8 protein-coding genes are annotated in these 12,760 nt (G+C 66.5%); 7 read left to right on the forward strand and 1 reads right to left on the reverse strand.

Translation table 11 applies throughout. The features are described from left to right. Nucleotides 1-117: 117 nt before the first annotated feature. The gene (locus tag AC1RT8_RS19935) at nucleotides 118-2,382 is read right to left on the reverse strand and encodes a beta-glucosidase (RefSeq protein ID WP_493077726.1); all 2,265 of its coding nucleotides are present in this window, start codon (nucleotides 2,380-2,382) and stop codon (nucleotides 118-120) included. 240 nt (nucleotides 2,383-2,622) lie between these two features. Between AC1RT8_RS19935 and AC1RT8_RS19940 the strand changes: the two genes are divergently transcribed. From AC1RT8_RS19940 to AC1RT8_RS19970, 7 genes are all read left to right on the forward strand, one after another. After that, nucleotides 2,623-5,640, forward strand: a complete 3,018-nt coding sequence (locus AC1RT8_RS19940) for a TonB-dependent receptor (RefSeq protein ID WP_493077727.1) — start codon at nucleotides 2,623-2,625, stop codon at nucleotides 5,638-5,640. A gap of 108 nt (nucleotides 5,641-5,748) precedes the next feature. Then, complete coding sequence (locus tag AC1RT8_RS19945) at nucleotides 5,749-7,317, forward strand: tryptophan halogenase family protein (protein WP_493077729.1); 1,569 nt, start codon at nucleotides 5,749-5,751, stop codon at nucleotides 7,315-7,317. A 1-nt stretch (nucleotide 7,318) separates the two neighbouring features. Continuing rightward, a complete protein-coding gene (locus AC1RT8_RS19950) occupies nucleotides 7,319-8,044 on the forward strand; it encodes a SapC family protein (RefSeq protein ID WP_493077731.1) in 726 nt (241 codons plus the stop codon). Next, complete coding sequence (locus AC1RT8_RS19955) at nucleotides 8,037-9,068, forward strand: cupin-like domain-containing protein (RefSeq protein ID WP_493077733.1); 1,032 nt, start codon at nucleotides 8,037-8,039, stop codon at nucleotides 9,066-9,068. The genes AC1RT8_RS19950 and AC1RT8_RS19955 overlap by 8 nt, the downstream gene beginning before the upstream one ends. Further along, nucleotides 9,065-10,573 carry a tryptophan halogenase family protein gene (locus tag AC1RT8_RS19960; RefSeq protein ID WP_493077734.1) on the forward strand — a complete coding sequence of 503 codons (1,509 nt, stop codon included), beginning with the start codon at nucleotides 9,065-9,067 and terminating at the stop codon, nucleotides 10,571-10,573. Before AC1RT8_RS19955 ends, AC1RT8_RS19960 begins: the two co-directional genes overlap by 4 nt. 5 nt (nucleotides 10,574-10,578) lie before the next feature. Further along, nucleotides 10,579-11,631, forward strand: coding sequence for a LacI family DNA-binding transcriptional regulator (locus AC1RT8_RS19965; protein WP_493077735.1), 1,053 nt, complete (start codon nucleotides 10,579-10,581; stop codon nucleotides 11,629-11,631). A gap of 28 nt (nucleotides 11,632-11,659) precedes the next feature. Beyond that, the gene (locus AC1RT8_RS19970) at nucleotides 11,660-12,739 is read left to right on the forward strand and encodes a LacI family DNA-binding transcriptional regulator (RefSeq protein ID WP_493077737.1); all 1,080 of its coding nucleotides are present in this window, start codon (nucleotides 11,660-11,662) and stop codon (nucleotides 12,737-12,739) included. The last annotated feature ends 21 nt before the right edge of the window (nucleotides 12,740-12,760 follow it).

The following is a 12,760-nucleotide window of genomic DNA, read 5'->3' on the forward strand; positions in this document are numbered from 1 at the left end:
GGACTTGTTCCGGGGTCCACCGTGCCGCGAACCAACACGCTTCTGCTCCTGCAGCTCGGTGGATGCCGGAACAAGTCCGGCATGACGGAAATGATCGGTACTGGGTTCAACCCCAGCTCACGGCTTCATCGTCGCTGCCGCCACCGTCGCGGTCGAGACGATCGAGCGATCGGTCGCATCGCGACCCAGCGCGACCCGGTATTTGCCACCCGCGATCCGCCAGCCCGGCAGCTTCACGTCATAATCGGCCAGGATGCGCGGCTCGGCGGTCAGGGTCACACGCCGCACTTCGCCCGGCTTCAGGGTGACGCGCGTGAACGCGGCAAGCCGCATCGGCGCCTTCGCCCCCTCGCGCGCGACATACATTTGCGGCACGTCGGCGCCGGCGCGGCTGCCGCTGTTCACCACCTCGAACGAGATGCTCAGCGTCTTGCCCCCGGTCACGACCGGGCGCCGATAAGTGAAGCTGGTGTAGCTGAGACCATGCCCGAACGCGAAGAGCGGCTGCCGCCCCTGCTTCTCGTACCAGCGATAGCCGACATCGGCGCCTTCCACATAGTCGATCGGGAAGCTCGTCAGCTTGAACTTGCTCGCATTGGCAGGGTCGGCCGCCGCCTGCGCCTCGAGCGAGGTCATCGTATCGAGCCCGACCGGCGCCGGGCGCGGCGCCTGGGCCGCCGCGGCGAGGAAGGTGATCGGCAGGCGGCCCGACGGATTGACCTTGCCGGTCAGGATATTGGCGATCGCCTCGCCCCCGCGCTGGCCGGGATACCAGGCCTGCACCACCGCCGGCACTGCCTTGATCCACGGCATCAGCACCGGCCCGCCGGTTTCGAGCACCGCGACCGTCTTCGGCTGCGCCGCGGCGACCGCAGCGATCAGCGCGTCCTGGCCGTCGGGCAGCGACAGGTTCGGCACATCCTGCGCCTCGGTCGTCCACTGCGTCGCAAACACGATCGCGACATCCGCGCCCCGCGCCGCCGCCGCTGCCGCCGCGACGTCCTTGCCGTCGACATAGCTGATCTCGGCCTGCGGCATCGCCGCGCGCAATGCCTTGAGCGGCGCGGACGCATGATAGGTGACGCGCGCGAAGGACATCGCCGCCCCTGATGTCAGCGGAATCTCGATCGGCGCGCCGCCGACCGAGCGCACCTGGCTCGATCCGCCGCCCGACAGCACCCCGACATCGGCATTGCCGCCGATCACCACGATGTGCTTGGCGGTCGCCGCAAGCGGCAGCACGCCACCGTCATTCTTCAGCAGCACGATGCCGGCCTCGGCCGCGCGCTGCGCCACTTCGGCATGCTGCGCATAGGGAATCGGCTGCACCTTCTCCGGCACCGGCGCATCATAGAGTCCCGTCTCGATCAGGCCGGTCAGATAACGCACGACCATGTCGTCGAGCCGCGCCATCGGCACCTTGCCCGCTTCGACATCGGCCTTGAGCTTGTCGAAGAAGATCTCGCTGTCCAGCTCCTGGCCCGATTCCTGGTCGAGCCCGGCATTGACGGCCTTGGCGGTAGAATGGACACCGCCCCAGTCGCTCATCACCCAGCCGCGATAGCCCCAGTCGCGCTTCAGCACATGATTGAGCAGGAACTCGTTCTCGCACGCCCAGTCGCCATTGACCTTGTTGTACGAGCACATGACCGACCCCGGCTTGCCGCGCTCGATCGCGATCTGGAAAGCGAGCAGGTCGCTCTCGCGCAGGCTCGCCTCGTCGATCCGCGCATCGGCCACCATCCGCCCGGTCTCCTGCGCATTGAGCGCGAAATGCTTGACCGTGGAAACGATGCGGTTCGACTGGACGCCGGCGATATGCGCACCCGCCAATGTGCCCGCTAACAACGGGTCCTCGCCGAGATATTCGAAATTGCGCCCGTTCCACGGATCGCGCGTCAGATTGACCCCGCCCGCGAGCAGCACGTTGAAACGCTTGGCGCGCGCCTCCGCGCCGATCATCACCCCGCCGGCATGCGCGATATCGGGGTCGAAACTCGCCGCCGTCGCCAGGCTCGACGGCAGCGCGGTGGCGACGTCGCCCTTGCGCTGCTCGACCTGGTTGGCGACGCCGAGCGACGCATCGCTCTCGCGCAGCAGCGGCACGCCGAGCCGCGGCACGCCGTCGATATGCCCGGCCGAGGGGATCAGCTCATGGGTCGTCTTGCCCTTGGCGAAGGGCGGGAACAGCCCATGGACCAGCCCGATCTTCTCATCGAACGTCATCCTGGCGACGATCGCGGCGGCACGCGCGCGGGCATCCTGTTTGACGGAGGCCTTCTTCGCGGAAGCGCTTTGCGGCTGGCGGGCGACGCTCGCCGCCGTCCCCGTCAGCGCGAGAACCGACACCGCGGCCAATGCGGCCTGCAACCTTCTCGACATCCTCTTTCCCTTCGAATCCGTTGCCGATTTGCACCAGCCCGGTGATGATTTGCGCGGGGGGCGAGGCCCGCTATCGCCCGGAAACACACAAATTGCTAACGTTCACAACGACTCAGGCCGATTCGGTGCCTTTTGTGACCGTTCCGCGAATCACCTTGACAACGCACGACAAATTTCGCAAGTGAACGTTATCAATAAAGTGCGGATCAAGCTGCACTGATAAAACTAAGGGGAGGATATATGCGGCGTTACTCGGCTCGCGTGATTTCGCGATTGGTGGTTGGGGCTTCCGTTCTGGCGATATCCGCCGTCTCCGGCGCCGCCTATGCGCAGGACGCGAATGCGGCTGCAGGCGGCCTCACCCAGGACCAGCCCGCCGCTGAAGAAACCGACATCGTCGTCACCGGCATCCGCGCCAGCTTGCGGCAGGCGCTCGACATCAAGCGCGATTCGCAGGGCGTGGTCGATGCGATCTCGGCCGAAGACATCGGCAAGTTCCCCGACACCAACCTCGCCGAATCGCTTCAGCGCATCACCGGCGTGTCGATCGACCGCTCCAATGGTGAAGGCTCGCTCGTCACCGTCCGCGGCTTCGGCCCCGAATTCAACCTGGTGACGCTCAACGGCCGCCAGATGCCGACCGCGCTGATCGGCGACGGCGGCAGCGCGCCGTCGTCGCGCTCGTTCGATTTCGCCAACCTCGCCTCCGAAGGCATCGCCGCGGTCGAGGTTTACAAGAGCGGCCGGGCGACGATCGAATCGGGCGGCATCGGCTCGACCATCAACATCCGCACCCCGCGCCCGCTCGACCGGCCGGGTACGCGCGGCAGCCTCTCCGTCAAGGGCGTGCTCGACAGCTCGCAGAACGGCAAGAACGACATCACGCCGGAAGTCTCGGGCATCTTCAGCACCACCCTGGCGGACGACCGTATCGGCATCGCGATCATCGGTTCCTACCAGAAGCGCAAGTTCAGCACGAACCAGGCGAACGTCGGCTGGCGCGACGGGTATCTCGGCAACGAGAACAATTGGGGCTCGCTGGCGCAGCCCGGCAGCGCGGGCGCCGCGAACATCACCAACCGGCCCGATCCGACCGACGTCTATCAGGTCCCGCAAAACGCGTCCTACGAGTTCAACAACATCGATCGCGAACGCATCAACGGCCAGGCCGTCCTGCAATTCCGCCCGACCGATGAATTGACCGCGACGGTCGACTATACCTATTCGCGCAACACCGTCGAAGCCCGCAACAGCAACTTCGGCGTCTGGTTCAACCATGGCGATACGTCGAGCGCCTGGACCGATGGTCCGGTCGCCGGCCCGATCTTCTATACCGAGCGGTTCGCCGCGCCTGATCCGGGTTGCGTGGCGCCGTCGTCGACGTGCAGCGTCGGAAAGGACCTTTCCTATAGCGGTTCGCTCACCGCCAACCGCGCCGAGAACAAATCGCTCGGCGGCAACCTGGTCTGGAAAGCGCCGGGCGGCGTGACGGTGACGCTCGACGCGCATCATTCGACGGCCGAAGTGAAGCCGACCAACAAGTTCGGCTCGAGCATGTCGGTCGGTACCGCGATCTTCGGCGTCCAGAACCAGACGCTCAACTTCGACAATGACCTGCCGGTCATGTCCTTCAACATGTTCCCCGGGATCGACCCGCTCAACGCGGCGCTGGTCACGCCGACCGGCAACGCATTCCGCAACGCCTATTTCAAGGACGAGATCAACCAGATCCAGCTGAGCGGTCACTATGACCATGACAATGGTCTGCTCGACAGCCTCGATTTCGGCGTCTCCTATGTGCAGAACAAGGTCCGCTCGGCCTTCGGCACGATTCAGAACGACACCTGGGGCGGCATCGGCCCGGCATCGTCGCTCCCCGACAGCATGCTCTCGATCGCGACGGTGCCGAACCTGTTCCCCGGCCTTGCGCAACCGGGCATGGCCCAGAGATTCTTCACGTTCAACTTCGAGCAGATGGTCGATCTGCTCGAATCGCAGTTCCACGCATGCAGCCAGCCGCGCACAGGTTCCAATATCTCGGGCACCTGCCTTGCCAATTTCGATACCGACCGGCGCATCAGCGAAAAGACGATTGCACCCTATCTGCAGGTGGCGACCAAGTTCGACGCCTTCAACAATCCGGCGCACGTCGTCGCCGGCGTGCGCTACGAGACGACCGACATCACCTCGGCGGCGCTGGTGCCGGTGCCGTTGCGCACCCAGTGGGTGGCAGAGAACGAGTTCAACGTCGTCAACTCGGGCAACAGCACCTTTACCCGGTTCGAGGGCTGGTACCAGAACTGGCTGCCGTCGATCGATTTCGACATCTCGCCGCTCCGCAACGTCAAGCTGCGCGCGTCGTACAGCCATACGATCACCCGCGCTCCCTATAATCTCATGCAGGGTGGGCGAACGCTGGACACGCTGTTCCGTGTCGGCGGCGGCACCGGCGCTCAAGGCAATCCGGGCCTGATCCCGTTCAAGTCCAAGAATATCGATCTCTCGGCCGAATGGTATTATGGCCGCGACAGCTATGTATCGGTGGGCTTCTTCCACAAGAATGTCGCGAACTTCATCTCGTCCACGCGCATCGACACCAATGCGTTCGGCCTGACCACCCCCGTGGGCGGTCCGCGCTACAATGCAGCGCTCGCGGCGCTGGGGCCCAACGCATCGGCCGGCCAGATTCGCCAGTATATCTTCGCCAATTATCCGCAATCGTCGAACGCGGCGCTGGGTCTGATCTACGCCCTGCCCGAGGATCCGGCGCTCAACTTCCAGATCACCACGCCGGTGAACAGCGATCAGACCGCGTCGCTCCATGGCTGGGAATTCGCCGTGCAGCACAGCTTCTGGGATACCGGCTTCGGGGCGATCCTGAATTACACGATCGTCGACGGCAGCGCGGTCTACGACAACAGCAAGCCAGCCAGCTTCACCCAGTTCGCGCTGACCGGGCTCAGCAACAGCGCGAATGCGGTGGCGTTCTTCGACAAATACGGCATCCAGGCACGTGTCGCGTACAATTGGCGCGACGAGTTCCTGCAGGGCGGGGGCCCCAACCCCACTTATGTCGAGGCCTATGGCCAGGTCGATGCGAGCGCGAGCTATGAGTTCATGAAGGGCTTCAGCGTCTTCGGCGAGGTCATCAACCTCACCGGCTCGGGGCGGCGTGCCCATCAGCGGTCCGATCGCAACGTGACCGTCGTTGCACCGGGCTACGCCCGCTACTCGTTCGGCGTCCGGGCGTCGTTCTGATCCGACCCCGTCGGAAGAGTGCGGATAACGGAAAAGCCACCCTCGAACGAGGGTGGCTTTTCCTCTTCCGGCACGGCAAGTTGCCGATCGTGGATGAAGGCGCGTAGCGTGGACAGGGCAGTCTCTCGGATCGTGATCGTCGGCGGCGGTACCGCCGGCTGGCTCGCGGCCTGCCTTATCGCCGCTCGCGCCAATCCGGCCGCCCGGTCACCCCTCACGGTCACGTTGATCGAATCGCCCGACATTCCGACGATCGGCGTGGGCGAGGGCACCTGGCCGACGATGCGGCGGACGCTCGAGCGGATCGGCATCAGTGAAACCGAGTTCCTGGTCGCCTGCGACGCCTCGTTCAAACAGGGGTCGCGCTTCGTCGGCTGGCGCACCGGCGCCGATGGCGACGAGTATCTCCACCCCTTCGTCGCGCCGATCGACGGCGATCCGCACGATGTAGTGGCGGCATGGCGCGACCAGGCCATCGACCGCCGCTTCGCCGATACGGTCACGCCCCAGGCACGTCCGTGCGCGCTCGATCTGGCCCCGCGCCAACGGGCGATGCCGGATTATGCGGGCGCGCTGAACTATGCCTATCACCTCGACGCCACGAAGCTGGCGGCGCTGCTCAGCCGGCACGCGACCGAGCGGCTCGGCGTGCGCCACGTGCGCGACCATGTCGTCGCGGTGGAGCGGATGGAGGACGGCGATATCGCGGCGGTCCGGACGCGGGCTTCGGGCGATATCGCGGGCGACCTGTTCATCGATTGCACCGGCCACGCCGCGCTGCTGATCGGTGAGCAATATGGCGTCGGCTTCCTCGACCGCGGCGGCGAGCTGTTCAACGATCGCGCGCTGGCGGTGCAGGTACCGGTCGCGCCCGACAGCGCGATCGCATCGCAGACCAACGCCACCGCGCACGCCGCCGGCTGGATCTGGGACATCGGGCTGCCGACCCGGCGCGGTGTGGGCTGCGTCTATTCGTCGCGCCATGCGAGCGACGAGGAGGCTGAGGCGACCCTCGCCGCCTATCTGCGCCGCGCTATGCCGCGAGCCGAAGCCGATCGCCTGGCGTTCCGTCGCCTCACTTTCCGCTCGGGCCATCGCGAGCGCTTCTGGGAGCGCAATTGCCTCGCGATCGGGCTGTCGGCGGGTTTCCTCGAACCGCTCGAGGCATCGGCGATCGTACTGGCCGAGCTGTCGCTCGAGGCACTGCTCGACAATTTCCCGGCGACCCGCGACGTGATGGACATCCATGCGGGCCGGTTCAACACGCTGTTCCGTTATCGCTGGGACCGGATCGTCGAATTCCTCAAGCTGCATTATGTGCTGAGCGAGCGCGACGAGCCCTATTGGCGCGACCATCGCGACCCCGCATCGATCCCGCCGCGGCTGGCCGAGCTGCTCCGCATCTGGCGCGACCAGCCGCCGTCGCGCGCCGACCTGCCGGCGGCCGAGGAGATCTTCCCGGCGGCGAGCTATCAATATGTGCTGTACGGCATGGGCTTTCCCGCCCCGCCCGTCGGCGCGATCCAGGGAGCGCCCGGCAACGGCGTAACCCACCAGCTTCACCAGGTCGAGCAGCGGGCCCGCGTGCTCGCTGCCAGCCTGCCCACCAATCGCGCCTATCTCGACGCGTTGCGCGCGGGTCACCGCGTCGTGCCCTCCATGGAAAATAGTCGCTGACATGTCCGGACACGCGCTTCTTACCGTCGAAGACCATCGCGAACTCCGCGTGCACCCCGAGCGCGGTGCCGCGCTGGGCGATGCGGTGATGTGCAGCATCGTGGTGCCGAGCGAGTTCCGCCGCGTGCAGGACGAATATCCGATCCTGTTCCGTCTCAATGACGAGCGCGACCGCTTCGCCGCGCTGGCGATGTTCGGATTCGAGACCGGCGAGAACCTGTTCCTCGACCACGGCACATGGGATGCGCGCTACCTGCCGCTGGCGATCGACATCCAGCCGTTCCTGATCGGCGGATCACCGTCGGAGCGCGGCGACAAGCAGGTGCATATCGATCTCGCCAGCCCGCGCGTCGCCAGGGACGGGGGCGCGGACGGCGTGCGGCTGTTCGACGAGGACGGGCGGCCGACCCCCTATCTGGAATCGATCACCGACAAATTGGGCGAGCTCGACCAGGGCTATCAGGCGTCCGAGGGTTTCTTCGCTGCGCTCGAACGCTACAAGCTGCTCGAGCCGCTGACACTGGAGATCACGCTCGACGACGGATCGACCAACCGCCTGGTCGGCTTCCACGCTATCGACGAGGATCGGCTGCGCGAGTTCGATGCCGCCACGCTGGGCAAGCTTCACGCCGACGATCATCTGATGCCGATCTTCATGGCACTCGCTTCGCTCGGTCGGTTGCGCGAGCTGATCGCGCGCAAGAACCGCCGGATCGGGCATGGCTGAGGCCGACCCTGCGATCTTCAAGGCGCTCGCGGCAGTGCCCGAGGTCATGGTCGCCGACGCGGCCGCGCTCGACTCGCTGCTGCGCGAAACCGATCGCCCTTTTGTGGTGCGCGGGCTGGTCGCCGACTGGCCGCTGGTGCGGGCGGGCCGGCGCTCGAACCGGGACGCACGCGCCTATCTGCTGGAGCGGCACCGCGACGTGCCTTTCGCGGTATCGGTGGGATCCCCGGCATCGGGTGGACGGCTGTTCTACAACGACGCCATGGGCATGAACTTCCACATGCTGCGCGCCAGGCTGCCCGAGATCTTCGCGAAGATCGACGCGAACGAAGGCCGTGCGGATGCACCGCCGATCTATCTCGGCTCGGTCGACATGCACGAGTTCTTCAACGGCCTGCATGAGGAAAATCACGTCGATCTCCACGGCCGGTCGCCGCTCGCCAGCATCTGGATGGGCACGCGCACGCGGATCGCGGCGCATAACGACGTGCCGCACAATCTCGCCTGCGTCGCGGTCGGCCGCCGCCGCTTCACGCTTTTCCCGCGCGAGCAGTTCCGCAACCTCTATCTCGGCCCGGTCGACAACACGCCCGCCGGCCGCGCGATCAGCATGGTCGATTTCCACGCGCCCGACTTCTCGGCGTATCCACGCTTCCGCGAGGCGCTGGCCCATGCCCAGACCATCGAGCTGGAGGCGGGCGACGCCCTCTATATCCCGGCGCTCTGGTGGCACCATGTCGAGGGGCTGGAGCCGTTCAACGTCCTGGTCAATTACTGGTGGCGCGAGACGCCGCGCTGGCTCGGCCAGCCCCAAGACGCGCTCAACCATGCGATGCTGGCGATCCGCGACCTGCCCGACGACCAGAAGGCCTATTGGCGCGACCTGTTCGACTATTATGTCTTCGGCAATGCCGGCGACGTGACCGCCCATATTCCCGAAGAGGGGCGCAGCATCCTCGCCCCCCTGACCCCCGAAAGCGCCGGCCGAATCCGTGCGTTCCTGCTGAGGCAATTGAGCCAATGACCGACGGCATTCCGCACCCACGACGCATCGTCATCGCCGGCGGCGGCACCGCGGGCTGGATGGCCGCGGCGGCGATCGCGCGGACCATGGGGCGCACCGTCGATGTGACCCTGGTCGAATCCGACGCGATCGGCACGATCGGCGTGGGCGAATCCACCATCCCCCCGCTCGTCGTCTATAACCGGCTGCTCGGCATCAACGAGGCCGATTTCATGCGCGCCACCCAGGCGACCTTCAAGCTGGGCATCTTGTTCGACGACTGGAAAAATATCGGCGACCGCTATTTCCACAGCTTCGGCCTGACCGGCAAGGATCACTGGTCGGCCGGCTTCCAGCATTTCTGGCTCTACGCGCGCAGCAAGGGCTATGAGCAATCCTATGACGATTATTGCCTCGAGCTGATCGCCGCGCTGCAGGGCAAGTTCGCTCACCTGCCCGATGACGGCATGAACTATGCCTATCAGCTCGATTCCACGCTCTATGCGAAGTTCCTCCGCACCATGGCCGAGGGCGACGGTACCAAACGCGTCGAAGGCAAGATCGCGCAGGTCGCCCTCGACGGCGAGAGCGGCAACATCGCCGCCCTGGTGCTCGAATCCGGCACGCGCATCGAGGGCGACCTGTTCCTCGATTGCACGGGCTTTCGCGCGGTGCTGATCGAGCAGGCGCTTCACGCCGGCTTCGACGACTGGACTCATTACCTTCCCTGCGACAGCGCCATCGCGCTGCAGACCGAGAATGTCCGTCCGCCCGCCCCCTATACCCGCGCCATGGCGCATGATGCCGGCTGGCAGTGGCGCATCCCGCTGCAGCATCGCAGCGGCAACGGCCTCGTCTATTGCAGCCGCTATCTCTCGCGCGACGCAGCGCTCGAACGGCTGCTCGGCAATGTCGAGGGCGAGGTGCTGACCGAGCCCAATTTCCTCCGCTTCACCACCGGATCGCGGCGGCGCCAATGGTATCGCAACTGCATCGCGATCGGCCTGTCGGGCGGTTTCATGGAACCGCTCGAATCGACCAGCATCCACCTGATCCAGCGCGCCGTGCTGCGGCTGATCCGGATGATGCCCCTGGGCGAGATCAGCGCGCGCGACGTGGCCGAGTTCAACCACCAGCAGGATGCGGACGCGCTGCAGATCCGCGACTTCCTGATCCTGCACTACAAGGCGACCGAACGCCGCGACAGCCCCTTCTGGCGGCAGTGCGCGGCGATGCCGATCCCCGACACCCTCACCCAGAAGATCGAGCTGTTCCGCGAGACCGGCCGCGTCTTCCGCAAGGAGGAGGAATTGTTTGCCGAGAATAGCTGGGTCCAGGTGATGATGGGCCAGGGCATCGTGCCGCGCACCTATCATCCGATCGCCGCGAAGCTGCGCGACGAGGAACTCGACAAATTGCTCGGCACGATCCGCGACAATGTGTCGCGCACCGTCGCCTCGCTGCCCGAGCACGGCGCCTATGTCGCCCGCTATTGCGGCGCGTCGACCCCCGCGGCGCGAGGCTGATCAACATGGCAAGGCGCCGCCAGGCCGTCACGATCAAGCATGTCGCCGCCGATGCCGGCGTATCGCTCCAGACGGTCAGCCGCGTGATCAACAAGGAGCCGAACGTCAGGCCCGAGATGACGCTGCGGGTCCAGACGTCGATCGACAAGCTCGGCTATGTGCCCTCGATCGCAGCGCAGCGCATGAGCGGCTCGCGTTCCTATCTCATCCTCGCGCTCAACGACCGCGAACGCACCATCGCCGACTGGCGCAAGCGCGAAGGCGCCGACTGGATCGACCAGATGCTGCTCGGCGGCATGCTGACCTGCGCCGAGCATGGCTATCGCATGATCGTCGAGCTGGTCGACACGCATAGCGACCATATCGAGCGCGAACTGCTCGGCGCGATCGCGGCACTCCAGCCCGACGGCGTGATCCTCACCCCACCGCATTCGCAGAACCCGCTGATCACCGAACTGCTCGAGGAACAGAAGATCAGCTTCGCGCGGATCGGCTCGCTCACCGAGGGCCCCGGCTTCGCGCTCACGATGGACGACGAGCATGCCGCGCGCATGGCGACCGAGCATCTCGTCGGGCTTGGCCATCGCCGCATCGGCCTCATTGCGGGCTCGCCCGAATATGAACTCAGCACCTGGCGAGTCCAGGGCTGGCGCTCGGCGATGGCAGAGGCAGGACTGGAAACGGACCTGCTCGCCGAGGGCGATTTCAGCTATGCTTCGGGCAGGAAGGCGGCGACCGAGCTGTTCGATCGCGGCGCGCCGCCGACCGCGATCATCGCGAGCAACGACCAGATGGCGCTGGCCACGCTCGAAGCGGGCCGCGAGCGCGGCATCGACGTGCCGCGCGACCTGTCGTTGATCAGCTTCGACGACACGCCGATCGTCCGCTTCACCCATCCGCCATTGACAGCGGTGGTACAGCCGATCGCCGGCGTGGTCGCCCGCGCGGTCGAGCTGATCATCGCCGACCGGTCGGGCCGCGCCGTTCCCGACACGCCGGTCGTGGTGCCGGCGACGCTCGAGCTGCGCAGCTCGACCGCGCCGCCCCGGCGGCGCTGAGCAGCGCCATGAACCGGGAGGCCGACGCATGAAGCAGCAACGGTCCCGGCGGCGACGCAACGCCGCCACCATCAAGGATGTCGCCCACAAGGCCGGGGTGTCGCCGATGACGGTATCGCGCGTGCTCAACGGCGGCGACAATGTGCACAAGGAGACCCGCGAGCTGGTCAACGCGGCGATCAAGGCGCTCAGCTACACGCCCAACGCCGCCGCGCGCAGCCTGTCCGGCGCGACACCGGTGCGGATCGGCCTGCTCTACAGCAACCCCAGCGCCGCCTATCTCAGCGAGTTCCTGGTCGGCAGCCTCGATTATGCCAGCCGCGCCAATGTCCAGATCGTCGTCGAGAAGTGCGAAAGCGGCGCCCAGGCGGAGGACGCCGCCCGGCGCCTGCTGCAAGGCGGCATCGAGGGAATCCTCCTGCCCCCGCCCTTGTGCGATTCCCTGCCGCTGCTCGAGGTCCTGCGCGTGGCTGACGGGCTGGCGGTCACCGTCGCCAGCGGCGATCCCGCGCCGGGCTTTTCCGCCGTCAGCATCGACGATCACCGCGCCGCCTTCGAAATGACGCGGCACATCGCCGCGCTCGGCCACCAGCGCATCGGCTTCATCATCGGCAACCCCGACCAGACCGCGAGCGCGCGCCGCCTCGCCGGCTATCGCGACGCGCTGGAGGCCGCCGGCCTTTCCCATGATGCGGCACTCGTCGTCCAGGGCCTCTTCACCTACCGCTCCGGCCTCGATGCCGCCGAGCAGCTTCTCGGCATGGCCGAGCCGCCCTCGGCGATCTTCGCCAGCAACGACGACATGGCCGCCGCGACCGTCGCCGTGGCGCATCGCCACGGGCTCGACGTGCCCAACGATCTGGCGGTGTGCGGCTTCGACGACACCGCGCTCGCCACCACGATCTGGCCCGAGCTGACCACGATCCGCCAGCCGATCACCGACATGGCGCTTGCCGCGGTCGAGCTGCTGGTGAAGGAGATCCACAGCCGCCGCGCCGGGCACCGCGAGCCGCCGCGCCACCTCCAGCTCGATTTCACCCTGGTCCGCCGCCAGTCCGACGCGGCACCGCGCCGCCGCCCCTTTGCGACTGCCCTCCGCTCCGCCTGAGCGTCGCCAACGATTTTCATT

The sequence above is a fragment of the Sphingomonas sp. GW821-FHT10F11 genome (genome assembly GCF_058809095.1).